The organism is Candidimonas sp. SYP-B2681, assembly GCF_003971065.1.
In the GTDB taxonomy this organism is placed as follows: Bacteria; Pseudomonadota; Gammaproteobacteria; order Burkholderiales; family Burkholderiaceae_B; genus Pollutimonas.
The window spans coordinates 166,822-187,583 of the sequence record NZ_RYDV01000002.1 but is presented as its reverse complement, the minus strand read 5'-3'; the positions used below and the strand labels follow the sequence as shown (position 1 = coordinate 187,583).

Annotated in this window: 18 protein-coding genes and 1 pseudogene; 6 read left to right on the top strand and 13 right to left on the bottom strand. The window is 56.9% G+C overall.

Annotated elements, in window-relative coordinates; genetic code table 11:
* Positions 1-23: 23 nt before the first annotated feature.
* From EKL30_RS19435 to EKL30_RS05460, 8 genes and pseudogenes are all read right to left on the bottom strand, one after another.
* Positions 24-267, bottom strand: a pseudogene (locus EKL30_RS19435) (3-oxoacyl-ACP reductase); the annotation flags it as partial.
* 535 nt (positions 268-802) lie between these two features.
* Positions 803-1,636 (bottom strand): enoyl-CoA hydratase/isomerase family protein, encoded by an 834-nt coding sequence (locus EKL30_RS05490; RefSeq protein ID WP_126706198.1) that lies wholly within the window; start codon positions 1,634-1,636, stop codon positions 803-805.
* 20 nt (positions 1,637-1,656) lie between these two features.
* Positions 1,657-2,394 (bottom strand): enoyl-CoA hydratase/isomerase family protein, encoded by a 738-nt coding sequence (locus tag EKL30_RS05485; protein WP_126706197.1) that lies wholly within the window; start codon positions 2,392-2,394, stop codon positions 1,657-1,659.
* Between the two features lie 56 nt (positions 2,395-2,450).
* Entirely contained in the window at positions 2,451-3,455 is a 1,005-nt protein-coding gene (locus EKL30_RS05480; RefSeq protein ID WP_126706196.1) for a 2Fe-2S iron-sulfur cluster-binding protein, read from the bottom strand.
* A gap of 22 nt (positions 3,456-3,477) precedes the next feature.
* Entirely contained in the window at positions 3,478-5,658 is a 2,181-nt protein-coding gene (locus EKL30_RS05475; RefSeq protein ID WP_126706195.1) for an acetate--CoA ligase family protein, read from the bottom strand.
* A 129-nt stretch (positions 5,659-5,787) separates the two neighbouring features.
* Positions 5,788-6,957, bottom strand: coding sequence for a beta-propeller fold lactonase family protein (locus tag EKL30_RS05470; protein WP_126706194.1), 1,170 nt, complete (start codon positions 6,955-6,957; stop codon positions 5,788-5,790).
* Between the two features lie 45 nt (positions 6,958-7,002).
* Positions 7,003-7,407, bottom strand: coding sequence for a Zn-ribbon domain-containing OB-fold protein (locus EKL30_RS05465; RefSeq protein WP_126706193.1), 405 nt, complete (start codon positions 7,405-7,407; stop codon positions 7,003-7,005).
* A 4-nt stretch (positions 7,408-7,411) separates the two neighbouring features.
* A complete protein-coding gene (locus EKL30_RS05460; protein WP_126706192.1) occupies positions 7,412-8,581 on the bottom strand; it encodes a thiolase domain-containing protein in 1,170 nt (389 codons plus the stop codon).
* Positions 8,582-8,776: 195 nt separating this feature from the next.
* Here EKL30_RS05460 and EKL30_RS05455 point away from each other — a divergent pair, with 195 nt between their 5' ends.
* Positions 8,777-10,894 (top strand): 3-hydroxyacyl-CoA dehydrogenase NAD-binding domain-containing protein, encoded by a 2,118-nt coding sequence (locus tag EKL30_RS05455; RefSeq protein ID WP_233582827.1) that lies wholly within the window; start codon positions 8,777-8,779, stop codon positions 10,892-10,894.
* Positions 10,895-10,914: 20 nt separating this feature from the next.
* The gene (locus tag EKL30_RS05450; protein ID WP_126706191.1) at positions 10,915-11,133 is read left to right on the top strand and encodes a rubredoxin; all 219 of its coding nucleotides are present in this window, start codon (positions 10,915-10,917) and stop codon (positions 11,131-11,133) included.
* Positions 11,134-11,141: 8 nt separating this feature from the next.
* On the opposite strand, the gene EKL30_RS05445 is transcribed toward EKL30_RS05450, so the two are convergent.
* Entirely contained in the window at positions 11,142-11,876 is a 735-nt protein-coding gene (locus tag EKL30_RS05445; protein ID WP_126706190.1) for an IclR family transcriptional regulator, read from the bottom strand.
* A 214-nt stretch (positions 11,877-12,090) separates the two neighbouring features.
* Positions 12,091-13,068, bottom strand: coding sequence for a tripartite tricarboxylate transporter substrate binding protein (locus EKL30_RS05440; RefSeq protein WP_126706536.1), 978 nt, complete (start codon positions 13,066-13,068; stop codon positions 12,091-12,093).
* A gap of 317 nt (positions 13,069-13,385) precedes the next feature.
* Between EKL30_RS05440 and EKL30_RS05435 the strand changes: the two genes are divergently transcribed.
* The 3 genes from EKL30_RS05435 (at position 13,386) to EKL30_RS05425 (ending at position 16,524) form a co-directional block, all read left to right on the top strand.
* The gene (locus EKL30_RS05435) at positions 13,386-14,363 is read left to right on the top strand and encodes a tripartite tricarboxylate transporter substrate binding protein (RefSeq protein WP_126706189.1); all 978 of its coding nucleotides are present in this window, start codon (positions 13,386-13,388) and stop codon (positions 14,361-14,363) included.
* A 127-nt stretch (positions 14,364-14,490) separates the two neighbouring features.
* The gene (locus EKL30_RS05430) at positions 14,491-15,537 is read left to right on the top strand and encodes an amidohydrolase (RefSeq protein WP_126706188.1); all 1,047 of its coding nucleotides are present in this window, start codon (positions 14,491-14,493) and stop codon (positions 15,535-15,537) included.
* Between the two features lie 234 nt (positions 15,538-15,771).
* Positions 15,772-16,524, top strand: a complete 753-nt coding sequence (locus tag EKL30_RS05425) for a hypothetical protein (protein WP_233582826.1) — start codon at positions 15,772-15,774, stop codon at positions 16,522-16,524.
* Positions 16,525-16,659: 135 nt separating this feature from the next.
* Here EKL30_RS05425 and EKL30_RS05420 read toward each other — a convergent pair whose 3' ends face one another.
* Positions 16,660-17,382 (bottom strand): SDR family oxidoreductase, encoded by a 723-nt coding sequence (locus tag EKL30_RS05420; protein WP_233582824.1) that lies wholly within the window; start codon positions 17,380-17,382, stop codon positions 16,660-16,662.
* A gap of 137 nt (positions 17,383-17,519) precedes the next feature.
* Positions 17,520-18,635, bottom strand: a complete 1,116-nt coding sequence (locus EKL30_RS05415) for a CapA family protein (protein WP_126706186.1) — start codon at positions 18,633-18,635, stop codon at positions 17,520-17,522.
* A 245-nt stretch (positions 18,636-18,880) separates the two neighbouring features.
* Between EKL30_RS05415 and EKL30_RS05410 the strand changes: the two genes are divergently transcribed.
* The gene (locus EKL30_RS05410; protein ID WP_233582823.1) at positions 18,881-19,720 is read left to right on the top strand and encodes an SDR family NAD(P)-dependent oxidoreductase; all 840 of its coding nucleotides are present in this window, start codon (positions 18,881-18,883) and stop codon (positions 19,718-19,720) included.
* A gap of 79 nt (positions 19,721-19,799) precedes the next feature.
* Here the strand turns inward: EKL30_RS05410 and EKL30_RS05405 are convergent, their stop codons facing one another.
* Positions 19,800-20,753 carry a tripartite tricarboxylate transporter substrate binding protein gene (locus EKL30_RS05405; RefSeq protein WP_126706185.1) on the bottom strand — a complete coding sequence of 318 codons (954 nt, stop codon included), beginning with the start codon at positions 20,751-20,753 and terminating at the stop codon, positions 19,800-19,802.
* Positions 20,754-20,762: the final 9 nt, after the last annotated feature.

The following is a 20,762-nucleotide window of genomic DNA, read 5'->3' as shown; positions in this document are numbered from 1 at the left end:
TCCCTCATCCTGCTTTTTCAAGATCAACCCATTACCAAGCCACGGTCCACATACAGCACCAGCCCCGGTCATGAAGCGACTCCAGTCGGAAGCCGGAAACATCACCGGCCCGGTGCGACACAGCTTATGCATATGCCCGACGGCCCTAAGCTCGGCGCTCAGGTGCCGGCTGAAGCCGATCAGCGTCGCCTTGGCGCTGGCGATGACATGGTAGGGCACGACGGGGTGTTCCACCAAATCGCTGGCGATATTCACAATGTAGCCATCGGCGCGCCTGCGCATATGGGGGCATCGGCCTTGCAGGCGCTTTGTACCGCAGCCCTATTCTATTCGGTCGGCGAAGTCCAATCTCCGTATTGAAGAGCGGAAATAAAGTCTGTCGATTTATTCATACGGCTAGGTTTAATCGAAAAATGAGTCGAAGTCTGTCGACGTACCCTTAACTGTCTCGCTTACCCAACCGAATTGAACAAAAGTCTGTCGATCTGCCTATTGCGAGGGCCGGCTGAATTGGACGTGCCGATCACGGTTACGCCAGTCGGCTGCGTCGAGCGCCGGAGCGTCGTTCACCGTAGCAGGTCCTAGGCACCTTGAGGCCCTCGCGGCGGAATGCTCCACAGGAGCAGGATGGGCGGGCAGACGACCGTCCGGTTTGATTGGGGCGCTCGTGCTGGATGAGGCCGCCCCATCGTTTGTATTCGTCCGCAATATATTGGCCCATTTCTTGCGTGGTCATCAGATTCGGCACGGCGCCCTGCTGTAGGAAGTGATCACGCACTTCCGGAATTCCATGGTCTTTCTGCTAACGTCCTTTAAAAATAGGCTTTCGGCGCTCTTTGAACGCCGAAATCGCCTCTTTATAATCGTCGGTCGATTGCACGACCGCCATATGCGCCGATACTGCACGCAGGCTAGTGCGCAGATCGGTGTTCAACGACTGATACAGAAGCTTCTTGATTTCACGCTGCTGAATCGGCGGACCCTCGGCTAGGCGCTCGGCAAAGGCCAACGTTTCGGTCATGAGTTGCTCGTCGTCGTAGACGCGGGTAACGATACCCAATTCGAGTGCCTCATCGGCCGACAGGAACTCGCCCGTCCAGAGAAGTTCGAGCGCTTTGGCTATACCGACGATACGCGGCAGGAAATAACAGCCGCCATTACCCGGTATAAGGCCCACCCGGATATAAGACTCCGCAAAACGGGCTGATTTTGCGGCAAACCGGATGTCGCACATCAATGACAAATCCATGCCGGCGCCTACGGCGGCCCCGTTTACCGCGGCAATCAGCGGCTTCTCGAATTCTTCTACCGCCCGGGCGACCCGGTGCGTGATCGCATGAAGCCTGTCCATGCGATCCAGCGGTGTCGGGACGGCGGCAAGTTCGTTGGAACGTCGACCCAGGTCGCCCCCGGAACAGAAGGCATCGCCGGCGCCGGTCAGCACAAAGCAGCTTACCTCGGGGTCTTCGTTCGCGGACCTCAACGCATCGACCAGCGTCTCCAGCATTTCTTCGCTTTGCGCGTTCTTTTTTTCGGGACGATTCAGGCGTGCGACGATCACCCGGCCCTGCTTGCTTAATTCCAGATCTGCCACTTGGGTTCCTTTCTTGATGTCTTGATACGCTCTTACAGTCATGAACTACCTGAGACAGTCGCTCAAGCCGTTTCCGCCTGCCTGGCGTGCTCACGATGGCGTGTATGTTCGAGGCGCGCCTCGGCAATGGCAGCTTTTAGCTTTCTATTGATCCAGGGCTTGATCGCGCCAAAGGTTATTACGTCTTTGGCGCCCAGGCCGCTGGCAATGTCAGTCGCCGCCGCTTGCAGGTTTACACCGTCAACAACGGCCCGGACAATACCCCTATGTAACCCCTCGTTCGCCGAAAGCCGCCGGCCACTCAGGATTAAGTCCAGGGCCAACGCGCGACCACCGATGACCTCGAGAATATTCGCGCCCGAAAAGGTTGGAATACCAATATCGATCTCGGGCAGCGAAATACTGGCCGACTCCGCAGCAACACAGGCATCCGCGAGAAGAGCAATCATTGCTCCGGCGCCGACGGCCGTACCGTTCAGGGCAACAATCACAGGTTTGGCACTATTGAGAACCGCATCCTGCAAGCCCGCAAGCCCTTGGGAGCGGGCCTCGCGCTGAGAGGCCATATCGCCGTCTGCAGGCTTCTCTCTGATATCAACCCCGGCGCAAAAAATTCGCTCTCCGGCCGCGGTCAGTACCACGGCATTAACGCTGGGGTCTTTATTGGCCCGCGCAATTTCCGTCGTCAAATGCGTCGTCATGTCGACGGTGAGCGCATTCGCCTTGGTCGGCCGGTTGAGCGTTAGCCAGAGCAGCGAATCGCGCTGCTCTGACAGAATGAGACTGTCTGGTGTCGACATGAGTGCAAAGCCTTTTCGTGATCAAGTAATTAACGTGCCAATCGTGCAAACACGGCTCAAGACTTCTTGAATTCATCCGTGAAGAAGTCTTCAGGATCGAGGCCGCAGCGCGTGGTGAGTTCTTTGCGGGTGGCCTCGATCATGGCGGGCGCTCCACAGATATACACCTGATGCTGACGTAGATCCGGGAAATCTTCGGCTACCGCATGATGCGGGAAGCCCGTTCTGCCGGACCAGTTATCTTCGGCTATGGCATCGGACAAGACCGGCACATACGTCATGTCCGATTCATCGGCCCACGCTTGCGCCATGTCATTAAGGTAAAGATCTTTAGGTCGCCGACCGCCCCAATACAGGGCGGCCGGCCGTGTGGAACCCTCGAGCCTCAAGCTTTCTATCATCGATTTTATCGGCGAGAACCCGGTTCCGCCGGCCATGAAGATGATCGGCTTACTGCTCGAACGCCGGATGGCGAATATGCCTAACGGCCCCTCGAGACGCACCAGATCTTTCTCTTTCAATTTCTCGAAAATGTGACGGCTGAGCGCGCCGCCATAGTTCTTCAGATGCAGTTCGAGCAGATTGCCTTCCGAAGGTGGATTGGCAAGCGATATGCAGCGGCGCACGCCAGCTCCGAGCACGAAGTTGACATGCTGGCCCGCGGCGAATAACAGGCTGTCTTTCTCGGCCAGTTTGACCCATATGCGCATCACGTCGTCGGCGGCCCTTTCAAGGCGATGCACACGGCCCATAATGCGACGGACCGGTATTTGCGCCGTTTCGGGAATGACATTGCACTGGACCGTGACATTGGTTTTGGGCGTGGACTGGCACAGTAGTGCGAAGCCGCCCTCGGCATCAAGGTCAGACAAGGCGCCATTGGCCGGGCGGTTTTGCTCGACCGTGCCGTCAACGACGCGGACCTTACATGTACCGCATAGACCGTTACCACAGCAATGCGGCAGCACATGACCATTTCGCAGGGCAGCCGCGAGCAGCGTCTCGCTTTCGTCCGCTTCAAACACCACGTCCATGGGTTTACAGTAAATCAAGTAGCTCATAGCACACCACACCTTGCCTTCATTAGTTTTCAGCCAGAGCCGCTTCTGAATCGGGGCGGGGGCATGGGGCCTGCTCCGCCTTCACAAGCGATTTGGGAACCACCAGCGCGTCAGCCGCGATTACGCCCATCGCCGACAGGAACATTGGGTTGATATCGATCTCTTGCACCACGTCACGGCTGGCCCATGCAAATTGGGACAGCGAAGCGAGCGCCCGGGCCGCCGAATTGACATCGAGCACCGCACCGCCGCGCGCGCCATCAAAAATGGGCCGACACTTCAGTTCGTCAAGCATCTCGGTGGCCGTCCGGACATCGAAGGGCGCCAGTCGGAAGGTCACGTCCTTGAGGATTTCGGCGTAGATGCCGCCTGCCCCCACCATGACCACCGGACCGAACACCTCGTCGTTGACCACACCCGCAATAAGTTCATAGCCGCCCGAAACCATTTCCGACACGAGCACGCCGTCAAGGGTCGCCTTCGGAGCGAGCCTGCGGGCGTTGCTCGTGACTTCCTTGATCGCCGCCTCGACCGCTTCGGCGGTTCGCAGGCCAACCTTTACACCGCCAATCTCGGATTTATGAGGAATATCGCGTGAAACAATCTTGACCACCAGTGGAAACGTAAGCCCGAAGAAATTGGGCATTTCACCAATGTTAAGCAGAATATCCTTGGTAATGGGGACGCCCACGTCCGCCAACACGTCTTTGGATTCCGCTTCTGACAATACGTTTCCGGCCTGCAAGATCGACGGCAGCTGATACGCACGGCCGCCCAGTTCGTCTAACCGGTTATTTGACTGATCGAGATGGCACTCGCGCGTCGTCCGATACTTGAGAAGCATGGCGATGGCGTTGGCCGCCCGCGATGGCGATGGCAACACAGGCACTTTATCGGCGGCAAAAACAGCCAGTGCTTCGGAATTCGAAGCGGCTGGCGTAGACGAGAAGATGACGACAGGCTTCGGGTAATCGCGCGAAACACGCCCGATTACTTCGGCGGCGACAGCGCTTCCCGCTGCTCCCGTGGTAGCTAAATTGACACACAACGACCCGACATTCTCGTCTTCGAGGACCGCCCGAAGCGCGACTTCCAGCTTTTCCTTATTCTGCTCAGAGAAATATCCCGCTGTCAGATCGATGGGGTTATGAATGGCCCCGATATTGGGCACCACAGGTGCAAGACGCTGCTGCGTGACTTCGGTCAGCTCGCACAGTGACAAACCACGGGGTTCGCCCGCGTCGGCAAACACGATGGCCGACCCGCCCGAAACGCCCATGACGGCCACGCCGTTGGACTGCGGGTACTTGCCTGGAGCGAGCGCCTTCACGTAGTCAACGACTTCATGAAGTTCGCTGATCTCGACAATGCCGGTTTGCTTGTACATCGCCTTGTAGAAATCGTAGGTGCCGGTCATGCTGGCTGTGTGCGACTCGGCTGCGCGCGCGCCTTGTTCTGTGATGCCGCCTTTCCATAACAGAATGGGCTTGCCGGCCGCCAGGGCGCGACGCCCTACCTCGAGAAGCCGGCGACCGTCGCGCGTGCCTTCGATATAGGCCACGATGCAGCTCGTACGCTCGTCGTCGATAAGCGAATCGATAAATTCCACCGTATCCACATCGGTTTCATTACCGGTTGCGATCACGTGTCGGAATCCGACACCAGCCTCGGCACACGACAGCGCGATGCTATAGCCAAAGCCTCCGCTTTGCGTGACCAGCGAAACTGAACCCGGAGTCAGCCGGGGTTCGCGCGTGATGCTGCCGAACGCCGCGTAAACATTGGAGTGAATGCTCGCAAACCCCAGACAATTTGGCCCAATAAGACGAATACCCGATTTGCGCGCTATCTCGAGCAGCTGGCGCTCGCGCTCCACACCTTCGGGGCCGCTTTCGCGGAACCCGCCGCTAAGCACCACGACATACGAGACGGACTTGGCTGCGCACATTTCCATGACGGAGACGACACCCTTGGCCGGCACGCCGATGATCACCAGGTCGATTGGCTCATTGATGGCTTCGACGGAGGGATAGCAGGTCATTCCCTCGAACTCGGCGTACTTTGGGTTGACAGGAAAAATCCGCCCGGCGTAACCATATTTCAGTAGTGCGCGGACGGCTTGCGATCCGGGGCGACCGGGTTCGTCGGAGACGCCCACGACGGCGATCGAGCGGGGTTCAAGAAGATATTTGAATTTATTCATGCTGGGCTACCACCGAAGGCGTGTTTTTAATGCTTAGACTGTATCAGCGCCAACGGTCAATGTCAACGATTTTAGGAACCAGTTCCACTAGACGAAATTGCCAGCCTCCGCATCGGGCTGGCCATCTCACTACCCCGCCGTAGCCACCATTCCCATCCAATACTGCATTTCATTGTCCGGCACCTCGACGTCGTATTTCCTCTCGAACGTCAGTCGCCCGTCGGTAATCCGGAATACCGTAAGCGCCGCCGGCACGGTGACAACCCCACCGTCTGACCCCACCGTCATCTTTCGTATGCTTGCAGCCACAAGCAACTGGCCGGTCGGATCGCAGGCGAATGTCCGCACGTGGAAGGAATGCGTGTCGGCGTGCTGTATGAGCGTCGGTTCGCCGGTTGCGTCGTCAATTCCATACACAGCGATGTTGTTTTCGCCACCCCCGAACACCTTGTGGCCATCGAGCTCAACGGTCTGATCCGCCCTATTCGCGGCGTATACGAACTTGCCGCTCGGGTGAACATGTATCGGCCCTGCAATTTGCCGCGGCCGAACGTTGTCGGCGTCCGCCAGCATTACGCGCGTGTACGCGGGCGCTTCTTCGATTGTCTCTTCGTTGAACCGAAACATATACAGTCGATTGAAACGCTCGTCCGATACGTACATCCACGGTTTGGACGGGTGAAAATCAGCATGGCGGGCTCCGAACCCGTATCCACCGCCAGGGGCCACAGTTCGGCCCTCGGACAGCGAGCCATCATTCAGCATGAAGCTGCGCAGGGCTCCCGGCTCTTCGCCGCGCGAGTCCGTAGCCTTGTTTCCCCTGTCAATAATCAGGGCGGCCTTTCCGGACGGAAACGCCAACACCTGGTGGGGATAGATACCGTAATCCAGCCGACGGGTTTGCGCGACCTGCGCGCCCAGGGTCCCATCCTGGTTAAGGGTATGCACCGTGATCGCACTTTCGGGGAAGTTATGCGTGTTCAGCGCAAAGCGTCCCTGGGGATCTACGCACATGTGAACGGCGCGCGCCGGAAGGGCGATCGGCGCACCCAGTGGCTGTAACCGACCATCCTCGTCCAACGCCCAGGCGCTAAGGTGATTGACATCGGACTTTTGTCTAGGCCCCGAAGCGGCGGTGGTCACGTACAGAATCGGTAGTAACGGATGCCGCCACGCATATTGCACGCGACTTGGCATATCGACGACCGACACCTTGGTGAGGCTTGCATCCTCGACACCGACCCGGTAGTGCGTCAGCACTGATCCGACCGCGCTATATAAATTAAGCCCTGCACTCATTTGTCTCTCTCCGTTATTTTTCCGCACGTAAGGCGCGCCGCATGTCTACGCTACCGGCGTAAACATTGGAATGGCATAGTCGCCTTCGCTCGGCTTGAAAGTCACCTTGACACGCTGTCCTATACGCACGGCGTCCAGATCGCAATCCACGATGTTTGTCATGAGCGCGGGGCCTTCATCTAGTGCAACGTAGGCGATGCAATACGGTGCTCCGGCCCCTCTGCGGGTAACGCTGAAGGTATAGATTTCGCCCGTTCCGGCAGCGGGAACCCACTCCACCGCGTCGCTCCAGCAAAACGGACAAATCACCCTGGGGTAGTGATGCGCTTCACCGCAAGAATTGCATCGTCCATACAAGAGCTGACCGGCCTTCGCCGCGCCGAAGTACGTTTCGTCACCCGGATTCAGCATCGGATCGCTCAGTTTTCTGTCTTTTGATACTGTCTGCATGAAATCACTCCCTTTCCATAATGATTGTTGCTGCGCCGTGACGATGACCAATGGCGCCGCCTATGCCGCTTGCCAACGCCAGGCTGCAACCCGGCACCTGGACACGCGGATGCGCTTCGCCACGGAGCTGGCGCACGGCCTCGATGATCTTGGTCATTCCGCCGCGATTGGAAGGATGGTTATTGCAGAGCCCGCCTCCATCGGTATTGAATGGCAGCCGCCCCTGACCAGAAATGAGGTTGCCGTCAGCGACAAAACGGCCGCCCTCTCCTTTGGGGCAGAAGCCAAGGTCTTCGAGCTGGAGCAAAACGGTTATCGTGAAGCTATCGTAAATAGAGGCGTACTGAATGTCGCCGGGCTTGACGCCCGCTTCTTCGAAGGCCCGCTGACCGGCCCATGCGACACCGGTGTAGCTAAGATCCACCTTTCCGCCGCTCTGGTGCTTCGTCGTTTCGCCAGCGCCAATGACTTTGATGCGCGGTCGATTAAGCGCCCTGGCGATATCCCGCCGCGCGACGATGATCGCACCGCCACCGTCAGTCACCACGCACGAGTCGAGCCTGCGAAGCGGATCGGAAATCATGGGAGAAGCCAGCACGTCTTCGACGGAGACCAAATCCCGCAGCATCGCCTTCTCGTTATATTGCGCGTGGTGGGACGCAGCCACCTTGATCCACGCCAGCTGCTCGCTCGTCGTGCCGAACTCGTACATGTGCCGCATGGCGGCCATGGCGTAAAGATTGAGAGTCACCGGACTGTAAGGCAATTCATAGGGCGCTTCGGGGAGGCTGACGCCGCGTATGCGCACCTGCGTGCCCGAAATGCCGTCGGATTTCGGACGACCAGCAAGTGTTATGAGGGCAACGTTGCATTTTCCCAGCGCGATGGCTTGCGCGGCATGGGCGACGTGAATCAGATATGAGCAACCGCCCATGTCGGTCGAGTCGATGTGTTTCAGCTGCGACAGATTCAAATAATTGGCCATCGACCATGCGTTGCCGCCGGGTGCGTCGCCGGCGCAGAAAAAACCGTCGATGTCGTCTTTGCTCAGGCCCGCGTCTTCAATGGCACCCTTGGCCACTTCCGCATGCAACTGCGCCACAGAATGATTAGGGGCATGCCTGAGCGGATGCTCGTAGGCGCCCACAATATATGCCTTGTCTTTTATCGTCACGTTCAACCCTTTCCTCTATAAGCCAGCTCGTGGCCGGAGCGACCGTATAGGGCCATATAGCGAAGCTCGCAGCCCTGATTCCGGCGCCTTCCGTTGATGTTTCAGTCAATGAAACTAATACCACTGAATGATTATTATGATAACATGCCATTAAAGAGAATATTCATTCTTCGGAAAGTATTGGCCAAGAGGTAGATGATGGAACAAACCGCTTTAGTTAGCTATCGGGTGCAAGATCGCATTGGCGTCATTACGGTCTTCAATCCGCCCCTGAATGCGCTCGCTCCCGGCATGCGCGAAGGCGTCATCGACTCGGTCCGGGAGGCCAATCTCGACCCCAACGTGGACGCCATCGTGCTTATGGGCGCCGGTGGTCATTTCATTGCCGGCGCCGACATTCGTCAGTTCGGCAAAGCCCGCAGTGTGTCGACCCGCGATAGCGCCGCCGTCATTGCAAACAGCTCAAAGCCCGTGGTGGCCGCCATCGACGGCTATTGCCTCGGAGGAGGTCTCGAACACGCGCTCGCCTGCCACTATCGGGTGGCCACTCGCCGCGCGCGATTCGGACTGCCCGAGGTAAAAATCGGTCTGGTACCTGCAGGCGGAGGAACGCAACGCCTGCCCCGTCTTATCGGCGCTCAGGCCGCGCTGGACCTGATCCTGAGCGGACGCCATGTCGATGCGGACGAAGCCGTAGGTCTTGGCCTGGTGGCGACTGAACTCTCTTCCGGCGACCTTCAATCCGACGCCATTGCGTTTGCCCGGCAAGTCGCCCATGACCGCCCCCTTCCCGCCGTGCACGAAATGACAGAAAAGCGCCAGGCCGACCAGGCGAACCCCAGCGTCCTGGACAACGCCCGCAAGGTCGCTGCCCGGCAAGGTCGCCACATAAAGGCCCCCCGCTATGCGCTTGAACTGGTCGAGGCGTCGCTGAATCAGCCGTTTGAAGAAGGGCTGCGCCTCGAGCACACCTACTTTTCCGAACTTGAAACCTCCGACGAAGCGCGCGCGTTGCGATACGCCTTCTTCGCCGAACGCACTGCCGCGAAAATCCCCGGCGCACCGACCGACTACAAGCCGGCCCCCGTCACCTCTGCCGCCGTAATCGGTGCCGGCACCATGGGCAGCGGCATCGCCATGGTGTTTGCCGACGCCGGCATCCCTGTCAAACTGCTCGAAGTGTCGCCCGAAGCGCTTGAACGCGGCATGCAACGCATCGCCTCCACCTATGCAATCAAGTTAAAGCGCAACAGCATCACGCAGGCCGAAATAGACGAACGCATCGCGCTGATACAGCCGGTCGAAAGGTATGAAGACATCGCACAATGCGATGCGGTCATCGAAGCTGTATTCGAACGCATCGACCTGAAGATCGACATCTTCAACCGACTCGAGGCCGTCATGAAGCCGGACGCGCTCCTGCTTACCAATTCGTCGGCTATCGACATCAACGTCATGGCGGGCGCCACACGACGCCCTCAGCTCGTTGCCGGTTCGCACTTTTTTGCTCCCGCCAACGTCATGAAGCTATGCGAAATCGTCAAAGGCGACTCGACTTCACCGGAAACAATACTTCGCGCGGCCAAAATGGGACGCGATCTGGGAAAGATCAGCGTTGTTGTCGGATCGTGCGACGGCTTCGCCGCCAACCGCAGCCGCGCGGCGCTCGTGACCGAGATGATGCTGCTGCTTGAAGAAGGCGCATTGCCCCAACAGATCGATAAGGTCATGATAGATTTCGGCTACCCCATGGGGCCTTTCGCCGTCAGCGACCTCTCGGGCCTTGATGTCAGCTACGACACGCGCAAACGGCGCGCGGCGGCCGACCCGACGTATCGCAAGCTGCATGTGCCCGATCGGCTGGTCGAGATGGGTCGGCATGGCCAGAAGAATGGTGCCGGCTGGTACCGTTACGAGCCAGGTGACCGCACCCCCCACCCCGACGAGGTGGTCGGCCAAGTCATCGCGCAGGTCGCCAAAGACTTCGGTATTGCGCAGCGCAGCTTTTCTGACGAAGAAGTGCTCCGCCGGCTATTGTTTGCGTCCGTCAACGAGGCCTGCAAAATTGTCGACGAAGGGAAAGCGCTGCGCGCCAGCGATATCGACGTCATGTGGCTCAACGGCTTTGGCTTTCCGCGACATCGCGGTGGTCTGATGTACTGGGCAGACGGCATTGGCGCCGCAGAAATCCACCGCCAGGTTTGCGCATGGCACGAGACTTACGGAAAACGTTGGAAGCCAGCTTCGTTGCTTGCTGAAATCGCAAATTCGGGCGGCCGGCTGCGCGACGCTGTCGCCTCAAAATTGTCTTAACTTATACGAGCGTATCTAAAATGGAAAACAGCAATTCGCTCAACGTCGACACGGCCGGAAGCGAGTCGACCGAGTACAAAACCTGGCAATGCATATTGTGCGGGTTCATCTATGAAGAGGCCGAGGGGATACCCGAGGAAGGCATTCCGGCCGGTACGCGCTGGGCCGATGTTCCGGAAGACTGGGTCTGCCCCGAATGTTCGGCACCTAAAGCTGACTTCGAGATGATAGAGATCTAAAAGCCCTGTTACTGCATTTTTCCGCCGAATTGCCGCGTGATCTCGAGCGCCGCCTGGACCAGCATGTCGGTAAGCGCTTTTTCGTTTCCTTGAATGCGCACGCTCGGGCCACCCAGCGACAGGCAGTACTTCACCTCTTCGTTGACGTCCATAATGGGCGCCGAAATGGCCGACACACCCAGCAGCCGCTCGCCGTGCGATACCGCATAGCCGGCCTTGCGTACCTCTTCGAGCTCTTTCAAATATTCTGACTGCGGCCGCTTCGACGCTTTCGCAATAGGCGCAAGTAAAGGCGTCAATTCTTTCTTGGACATGTATGCCAACAGGACTTTCGTCGCCGAGCCTGCGACAAGCGGTACTTGCTCGCCGGTCTGTATGACACTTCTCAGTGTGGACGCCGCAGCCACCGACTCGATACATACCCGGTTCCGGCCGATTACTGTGTGGACGGATATCGCCTCTTGAGTCTTCTCGGACAGATCAACCATGATAGGTCTTGCAATGTCCCGGATGCCCAGCGTACTTTTGACGAGCCCCGCGAGTCGCAAGAATCGAAGTGACAGGCAATACTGCTTGTCTTCGAGCCGGACAAGATAGCCGGCCTTTTCAAGGCTTTGAACGATTCGAAATGCGGTTGATTTTGGCAAGTCGATACGATCGGCCAGTTCTTGCAAAGACAAACTGGTTCGTTCGACACTGAAGCTTTCGAAAACCGCGAGTATTCGTTGAACCGAGCGCATCATTTAGTTTTTCTCATAGAATTGGTGGCCTCCGAAAGAAGTTTCAGCACGATTGGCTCGCCCTGAATTGCTTCATGCGTGTCCGGAGCAAAGGCATCCAGACGAGAAAAACTGGATTTCCAGGTTTTAAAGGACGAAACCCATCCCGTCTAAGAGATGCCAAGTATACACATCGGCATAAAGATGGACAATCTAGAGCCTGCCCCTTCTTACACCCTCATTCATTATCCGTGAGCTGACTGCTGAACGACTTCCATTTGGCCAGATCAGCTGCTACGTATTCCTGTAGCGATTCAGATGTACTGACCTCTGGCTCGTAGATCCTGGCCTGCATATAAGCTATGGTCTCGGGCATTTTCGATACTTCGTTGATGGCATCGTTCAGCTTCTTGACGACCGCTTCAGGCATGCCCTTGGGACCCACAACAGCATAATAGGTATAGGGGTCTACTGCACCCAGACCGGGTATTTCGACTTCTGATAACGCCGGCACGTCTGGCAGCGCGGGTACACGTTTGGAGCCGGTCACAGCCAGCGGCCTTATGTGGCCATTCTGAATGGATGGCATGGCGCCTTGCAGAGGCGACAACCCAATTTGCACCGAGCCGCTGGCAATGGCCGACATAATCTCGGCATCGGCCTTGAACGGTATATGAGTCATTTTAATGCCTGACAGGCTCTTCAGATACTCGGTTTGTAAATTGCTAGCGGAGCCGAGGCCGGACGATCCATAGTTGATTTTGTCCGGATGCGCCTTGGAATACGTCGCCAGTTCGCCAATCGTCCTGATTGGCAAACTGGCCGTGGTGACAATAACGCCTGGTGCGGTCGCCGCTAGCGCAATGGGTGTGAAGTCCTTTAGCGGATCGTAAGGCAGATCCGTGCGAACACCGGGGCCTTGGGACATCGCGCTTCCCGTCGCCATGAAAAGTGTGTAGCCGTCGGGCTTCGCCGCCAACAATGACCGGATCGCAATAAGTTGCGAGCCACCAGGACGGTTGACGACAACCACCGATGTTTTAAGCACTTGGGCAAGCTTGGTTGCATAGTAGCGCCCAACGGTATCAGCCGACCCCCCCGCACTAAAACCCAGCAACAGCCTGATCGGCTTTGAAGGATATTCATCGGCAATGGCCGCTACCGACCACGAGGCGGCTGTACAGGCCAACAGGGCTCCGCACAAAATTCTCTTCATCTTCACGTTTGTCTCCATATTCTGATTGAGTCTGATAACCGGCTTCAGGGCGGTAGTTGCGGGTTAACTGTTCCCGGCACAAGCTATTGGGGAAGAATCCAGTATACCGACTATCACCACAGAATAGAATTAGTTTCACCAATAGAAACTAATTGACTCTGCCGGAAGCCATGTGGCGGTTCGAAATCGTGGCCACTACGCCGTTACCGATAGTGCGGCGCCAGTTCTGATCAGCAAAACTAATTCCACAATTAGGAATTCGACGGTATTATTGCCCGAACGCAGCTTGCGTTCATAACTACTATTGGAGACCACGCATGTTAAGCAAAAAACACAAGGTTTCGGCTGTTGCCCTTGTACTCGGATTCGCTGCTTTGGGCCACGCCAACGCGGCTGACCAATTCCCGACAAAGCCGATCCGCATCATCGTGCCATTCCTGGCCGGCGGCTCCACCGATGCCGCGGCCAGGCTCTTCGCAAGAAAGATGGGCGAATATCTGGATCAGTCCGTAATCGTCGAGAACCGCGTCGGTGCCGACGGAACCATAGGTGCGCGGGCTGTGAAAAACAGCTCAGCCGACGGCTACACCCTATTGGCGACGTCCAACGCGTTCTCGATTGTGCCCGCGCTGAAGACCAATCCCGGTTACGTGCCCATGGACGATTTTCGGGGTATAGGCCCGATGGTGACCGCGCCGTTCTTCATCGATGTGGCGGCAAACCAACCTTATAAAACTATCCACGAGTTCATTGAAGCCGCCAAAGCAGACCCGGAGAAAATCTTATACGCGATACCGGGTATCGGCAGTCCAAATCACATTGCCATCGAGACTCTCTTTCAAAAGACCGGTGTCCAGAACGTGACCAGCGTTTCCTACAGCGGCACAGCGGCGGCGATCATTGACGTCGCGGCCGGACGCATTCCCTTTTATGCGAGCGACTACGTCAGCACGGCACCGCACGCCAAGACCGGGAAAATCCGGATCCTGGCGGTAACGTCTGAAAAGCGTCTCCCGGTACTTCCGGATGTCCCCACATTGCTCGAACAAAACATAGACGTCGCCTATACCTATTGGCTCGGCCTGCTCGTTCCGGCCAAAACGCCCGACCATCACGTTCAGCGTCTGTCCGATGCCTTGCAATTCGCCATGTCCAGCAAAGAGTTGCAAGAGCATTATCGGAACGAAGGCGCGGAGCTGGCATTCATCAAGCCGGCCGATTTCGATCGTCTGATTACAAAAGAAGTCAGCGACGCGGCCAAACTCCTAAGCGATCTGAAGATCGAAAAGCGGTAATTGTGCGGTTTGTCGATAAGCCACACACCGCGAAGGTCGTGGTAGCTCGTCGGCAATCCGGGCGGGGAATAGTGGCAACGCCACCACCTGCCCCACCTGCTAACCTGATAATGAACCGAACACCATAATGAACTCAAACAATTCCGCTGTATTTGGTCGTGTCGTACGTCCCGACCACGCGTGGCTCTCTAGCGCCGCACTCGAGCCCGCGATCGAGCCAGACCTTCCCATTGTCGATTCACACCTGCACTTCTGGGACCAGCCCTACAGCGGTAAGTACTTTGTAGAGGACTTTGCTAAAGATGCAGCCGCCTCTGGGCACAACATCGAGGCAACTGTCTACGTCGAATGCGACTCGATGTATCGTGCAAGTGGTCCCGATCATTTGAAGTGCGTAGGCGAAACCGAGTTTGCTGTGGGCATGGCGGCAATCGGCGCGAGCCAGAAATACACCTCCACACGCGTCGCGGCCGCTATCGTCGGGTACGCCGACCTGACAGCCGGCGACCTCGCACGTGAAACTCTCGAAGCACATTTTAAAGCAGGTAACGGACGATTTCGTGGGGTACGGCAGCGCGCCAAATGGGACGCTGACCCTGCAGTACGGGGTGCAATATGCGCCGACAGACCTCAGCTGTACCTCACGCCCGAGTTCCAGAGAGGTCTTGCGCTAGCGACGTCAATGGGTCTGGTTTTCGAGGCCAGTATCTATCATCCTCAAATTCCGGACGTCACGGCACTGGCAAGGGCACAACCCGACGCCAATATCGTCGTGATCCACTCGGGCAGCCCAGTTGGTCACTCATCCTATGCCGACAACGAAGAGGGAAACCGCGTTCAGTGGTTGGCAAACATGCAGGAGCTCGCGCACTGCCCTAACGTGTCGGTCAAACTTGGCGGTCTATTAATGCACCTGGCCAACTTCGACTTTACGGCCGCCGATGCGCCCCCTTCGTCGGCGGAGCTGGCCGAACTTTGGCGTCCGTACATCGAACCTTGTATAGAACTGTTTGGTGCCGGACGATGCATGGTCGAATCCAATTTCCCCGTGGACAAGGCGGGCTTCAATTACGGCACTGTGTGGAATATGTTCAAGCGGATTACCGCTGGCAGTTCGCCTGATGAAAAAAAGTCGATTTTCAGCGGGACTGCCAAGCGCATTTATCGCATTTGATTGAGTTTGCGACCGTGATGCGCCCGTCTCAATTACCCGTCGTAGAAAGGTGCCGGCTGAACGTCGCATCAACGCCACGGCTGGTTCCGATGAATGAAACCAATGCTATTTAATAAAACTTTGTGGTATGATCGTGTCATGCTTATCGTTACGCGTGTTTAGAGCGCAAGAATAGACAGCCTGTCGAGAACCATAAGCGAACCCGTACATAAAAAGCACTTTGGAGGTTTACCCATGATTTACACACGCAGCGGTGCCGATGCGCTTGCGAAGCGCGTCGAGATTACGTCGCCAGGAACCGGCAACCAGCATTGGGGCACCGTGTTCTTTGGCCCGCGCTCGTCGTCGACCCAGGCACCCGGTCCGCAAGCCACCATGTCGGAACTTAACTGCAACGAAGCCATCGTTCCGCACTTTCATGGCGTGTCCATGTTCCAGCTGTTCATCGCCGGTTACGGAACCATTGGCAATCGTGGGCAGGAACTCAAGCCATTGACCGTCCAGTTCAAAGACCACCATACTGCTTACGGTCCTATTGTGGCGGGCCCGCTAGGGCTGACCTTCGTGGCCCTACGCATTTTCACCGCCAACTCCGAACCCATCTACCTAAGCGAGCCCAACTACCGCGAAAAGCTGAAACCCAGCAAACGCCGGAACCTCACATCCGAACCTGTGTCGTTTTCGATTGAACCCATTCTGAAGGCCCGTAAAGAAGTCATCTGGGAACCACTTCTCAAGGGCGACGACGAAATGCAAGCCCGGATTGTGCGCCTCGGCGCCAACATGAAGGTCAACGGGCCGGACCCCAAGGCGTCGGGTGGCTATTACATTTTCGTCGGCAATGGCAACGTGGTTCACGAAGGCGAAGTGCTACCAAAATGGTCGATGATCGTAGTCGAAAACAATGAGTCCGAATTCGTCATCCAGGCGGGCGACGAAGGCCTTGAAGCTTTAGTTCTCGAATACCCCAAGTCCGACCTCGACTAGATTGGCCGGCTTTAAATGGGTAAACAGGCCGTTGCATAGAAACTGAGGCTGGCATTGCGCCAGCCTCAGTTCGTTAATAATCCGCCATGCGGCCCGTATACCGGCCTGAAGACCGGGCGGGCACGTTCTAACCGGTCAAAATAATGACCCCACCATCCCCCCGTCTACACGCACTGTCGAACCGGTCACAAATCCGGCCTGCACGGACGCCAGAAATGCCACGACTGCGCAAAGCTCTTCTTGGTACCCCATCCTGCCGAGCACGGTCATCTTCTTACGGGCCTCGGCTTGCTCCGGCGTATAGGCGACCGCCCCCGTTCGATGTGGGGTTTCTATGAGCGCAGGCGCCACACAGTTGACAGTAACACCGCTGGTTCCAACCTCGTTGGCGAGGTGTTTCATATACGCCGTCACGCCCGCCCGAAAAACAGTAGACAGAGCATGATGCGGCATGGGCTGCGCGACAGAAGCGGAGGTGATGGCAATGATGCGGCCCCAGCCCGCCTTTTCCATGACGGGATGCACGCGCTGCGCGACCTGGATCGTGCTCCAGAGTTGCGTATTGAAGGACTCGAGCCATCGGGCTTCATCGGTTTCATTGACGGTCGAGCGTAATGGCGCGGGCGGCCGCCCCGAATTGAGGACAGCGATGTCGAGTGAATCGAATTCTTTTTCAATATTGGAGACGAGCCGATCAATATCGACCGCCTCTTTCATGTCTCCCGGAACTGCAAGCGCGCGTACCCCATAGTGTTGCTCGATTTCATCGGCCACCGACTGGAGCTTGTCTTGCGAACGCGCAAAAAGCACGATATTGGCGCCCTCCGCCGCCAGCGTGGACGCAATGTTTTTTCCCATGCCGCCACTCGACGCGGTGACCAAGGCTACTTTCCCTCTAATTCCAAGATCCATCGAAAAGCCCCATTAGTAAATCTTTACAAACAAAAGGGGCTATCGCGCCCCGGTTTCGCTACGGCGTTTACCAAGGCGTCATACTACGACGTCACCACAACTTCGTCGCCCACGACTTCAAAACTATGAGGCATATCGACCGAAGCCCACTCCATGTAGTCGACGACCTCCGAAAATCTGGGATCATCCGACTGCAACACCTCTGGTCGGTAGAGCTTGTCGAACCGCATCGGCAGAAATGAAACTTGCTGAATCCCGCCCTTCCCGACGGTCGCCTTGACAAGAAGACTTATGGTGCAGTCCTTACCATAGGGCATAAATGGGTATTCCGGATCCAAGTCCAAATGGTTTCTGACGGATCCGTGTGCCCATGCCGGTTCGCTCCAGGCCGGAGCGGCAAATGGTTTGGTCATCGCAAAGACGCCAATGCTGTAGAAAATCGCTTTTCCTTTATAGACCTCGATCGCTTTGGGTATGTGGGGTGCGTGGCCGACCACCATGTCGGCGCCGGCGTCTATCGCCGCATGCGCTACGGTCACCTGATAGTCCGATACGATGCGGGGAAGTCGTATCGCGCCAGAATGAAACGCAAGAATAATGACATCAACCTGGCTGCGCAAAAGTTTAATGTCTTCGACCAATCGAGCTAGCGCTTGTGCCTCGGGTTCTGTGCGAACGCGAACAGGAGCGTGCGGGCCGTGGCCTTCGAACGACGTGCGGACCTGAATATTATTGACGCCGGGCTTGTCTTCCGCCGCGTCGCTACCCACGGCGCCGACCGAGGTATAGCCAAGGTAAGCCACTTTGATGTCGTTTTTCTCGATAATCACAGGTTTGCGCGCTTCAGCCAGATTGCGGCCAGCGCCCGTCACTTGAATTCCCCGCGAATTGAACAGAGATATCGTTTCAAGCATCGCCTCTGGGCCGCAGTCGTAAGTGTGATTGTTAGCCATGGTCACACCGTCGAAGCCGCCATTGGTATACAAGTCAGCCATGATTACCGGCTGTGCCACCTGCGGCGCCGAGGTTTCAACATTAGTTCGGTCTGTATAGGTGCGCATGCAGTTCACAAAACGCATATCCGCGTTCTTTAAAATCGGAAGCACGAGTTCGGTATAGCGCTCTATGGGAACCCCCCTGTCTGGCCCGTGGGCTGGACCGCAGTCCCCTCCAATCAACACTGTCGCAAGATCAGCCATCTTCGTTTCCTTTTTTATGCAATTTGCTAAACACTGTTCCGACTGACGAAACTATGACTATTAGATGAAACTATTATACTATCATACGGGTACACGAAGAGTAAGCGTTCGCCAGCACGACGGCGCCCCTCGCAGTACAGCGCAACGATATCGGTGGTCATCAAGACGATTCCAATGGCGCCTGTGTTGTGTTTGTGTCAAGACAACGTAAAGATCACCCGGTAAACAGTCAATATGGAGATAGCATGATGGTAGCGTCTGATGAAAACGATGGTTGGACAGCAGGTAAACGGCTCGATGGCAAGACGGCAGTGGTAATAGGAGCGGGCCAAAGCCCCGGTCATGGGGTAGGGAACGGCCGCGCGGCCGCCATGCGGTTCGCACGGGAAGGCGCGCGGGTGCTTGTCGTCGATCGCCACATCGACTCGGCGGAAGAAACGGCAACGTTGATTCGTGACGAGGGATTCGACGCCGCCGCATTCGTGGCCGACGTGACGAACGAACAAACCTTGCACGCGGCAATGTCAGAGGCGAAGCGCCGCTGGGGCTCGCTCGATATTTTGCACAATAACGTCGGCGTAAGCCTCGGCGGCGGGGACTCCGACCTGATGGAGATCGACGAAGAACGGTTTGACTTCATTTGCCGGGTCAATTTGCGCGGCATCGTCTTTGCGTGCAAACATGCGGTGGCCATTATGCGTGAACAGCAGTCCGGCGTAATTGTAAATATCGCGTCTGCGGCCGGGCCAGGACTGTATCCCTACGTAGCATACAAAGCATCGAAAGCGGGCGTCATCGCGTTCACAGAACAGCTCGCACTGCAGAATGCTCGCTATGGCATCCGTGCGAACTCTATTCTGCCTGGCCTCATCGCCACCCCCATGGCGGTGGACACTCGCATGAATCGCGGAAACCTGTCGAGAGAGGATGTTGAGGCTGAACGCGTCGCCAAAGTGCCCCTGAAGCGCCAGGGCACCGGATGGGACGTTGCCAATGCCGCCCTGTTTCTGGCGTCGGACGAAGCCCAGTTTATTACAGGTGTTTCGTTACTGGTCGACGGCGGACGTATTTTGAATCGTATCTGACGATTGCAGACCTAACAGGGCGGGCCGTTGTATTCGGCCCGCCCTGCGTCACCTTACCTTGCGGTGTATAAAAGCTCGACTATTGCTTTGCAATTTTCAGATCGCTTACGAGCGCTGCGGTTTCCGCTGCCTCCTTATTTATATACCGCGTGAACTCTTCAGGCGACGCATTCCACAACTCGCCGCCATCGGCGCGAACACGATCGCGCACTTCAGCTGACTGCGTTGCATACTGAACCGCGTCCGAAAGACGCTGAACCACCGTGTCAGGAGTACCGGTAGGCGCCAGCAGCCCCACCCAGTAGTAATAAGAAAAATCCACCCCTTGCTCTTTGAAAGTCGGAACGTCAGGCGCGGCTGCCAGCCGTCTATCGCTGGTTACACCTAAGACGCGCAGTTTGCCCGACTGTATATAAGGGATGGCCCCTGCATAGCCGGACAGCATCATCGAGACACGCCCCGCCGCCACGTCGGGCATTGCTGCCGCCGATCCCTTGTAAGGAATGTGTATGGAATCCAATTTTTCGCCACGTAGGAACCTGGCCGCACTAAGATGAAGCGTACTTCCCGATCCGGCGGAACCGTACGAAAGCGTGCTCCCCTTGGCATGACTGATAAAGTCCTTGAGGTTCGCCGACTGTTGTTCACCACTGACAATCATGACCTTCGGCGCGCGCAGCATAGGCCCCACCCCGATGAAGTCCCGAGCCAAGTCAAATCCTGGATCAGCTTGCATTGCCGGCAAGGCGGTCAGAGTACTGGTATGGGCCAGCAAGGTATAACCGTCTGGCCGTGCTCTTTTCACGGCGCGCGTACCTATCAGCGAATTCGCGCCGGAGAGATTTTCGACGACGATCGGCTGACCGAGCTTTTCGCTCATTTTTTCGACTACAACCCGTGTCGCCAGGTCCAGTGCACCACCGGGCTCGGACGGTACGACCACCCGTATCTGTTTCGAGGGAAAGCTGTCCGCCCAAGCAGGGCTCGTCACATTGAGGGCAAGGCCCACCAGCCCATATAAAAATGTCTTCATAACCTTGTC

Bases quoted from the DNA above. Each gene is read 5' to 3' on its own strand.
- EKL30_RS05490 (WP_126706198.1), bottom strand. From the start codon at position 1,636: ATGACTGTAAGAGCGTATCAAGACATCAAGAAAGGAACCCAAGTGGCA.
- EKL30_RS05485 (WP_126706197.1), bottom strand. From the start codon at position 2,394: ATGTCGACACCAGACAGTCTCATTCTGTCAGAGCAGCGCGATTCGCTG.
- EKL30_RS05480 (WP_126706196.1), bottom strand. From the start codon at position 3,455: ATGAGCTACTTGATTTACTGTAAACCCATGGACGTGGTGTTTGAAGCG.
- EKL30_RS05475 (WP_126706195.1), bottom strand. From the start codon at position 5,658: ATGAATAAATTCAAATATCTTCTTGAACCCCGCTCGATCGCCGTCGTG.
- EKL30_RS05470 (WP_126706194.1), bottom strand. From the start codon at position 6,957: ATGAGTGCAGGGCTTAATTTATATAGCGCGGTCGGATCAGTGCTGACG.
- EKL30_RS05465 (WP_126706193.1), bottom strand. From the start codon at position 7,407: ATGCAGACAGTATCAAAAGACAGAAAACTGAGCGATCCGATGCTGAAT.
- EKL30_RS05455 (WP_233582827.1), top strand. From the start codon at position 8,777: ATGATGGAACAAACCGCTTTAGTTAGCTATCGGGTGCAAGATCGCATT.
- EKL30_RS05450 (WP_126706191.1), top strand. From the start codon at position 10,915: ATGGAAAACAGCAATTCGCTCAACGTCGACACGGCCGGAAGCGAGTCG.
- EKL30_RS05445 (WP_126706190.1), bottom strand. From the start codon at position 11,876: ATGATGCGCTCGGTTCAACGAATACTCGCGGTTTTCGAAAGCTTCAGT.
- EKL30_RS05440 (WP_126706536.1), bottom strand. From the start codon at position 13,068: ATGAAGAGAATTTTGTGCGGAGCCCTGTTGGCCTGTACAGCCGCCTCG.
- EKL30_RS05435 (WP_126706189.1), top strand. From the start codon at position 13,386: ATGTTAAGCAAAAAACACAAGGTTTCGGCTGTTGCCCTTGTACTCGGA.
- EKL30_RS05430 (WP_126706188.1), top strand. From the start codon at position 14,491: ATGAACTCAAACAATTCCGCTGTATTTGGTCGTGTCGTACGTCCCGAC.
- EKL30_RS05425 (WP_233582826.1), top strand. From the start codon at position 15,772: ATGATTTACACACGCAGCGGTGCCGATGCGCTTGCGAAGCGCGTCGAG.
- EKL30_RS05420 (WP_233582824.1), bottom strand. From the start codon at position 17,382: ATGGGAAAAAACATTGCGTCCACGCTGGCGGCGGAGGGCGCCAATATC.
- EKL30_RS05415 (WP_126706186.1), bottom strand. From the start codon at position 18,635: ATGGCTGATCTTGCGACAGTGTTGATTGGAGGGGACTGCGGTCCAGCC.
- EKL30_RS05410 (WP_233582823.1), top strand. From the start codon at position 18,881: ATGATGGTAGCGTCTGATGAAAACGATGGTTGGACAGCAGGTAAACGG.
- EKL30_RS05405 (WP_126706185.1), bottom strand. From the start codon at position 20,753: ATGAAGACATTTTTATATGGGCTGGTGGGCCTTGCCCTCAATGTGACG.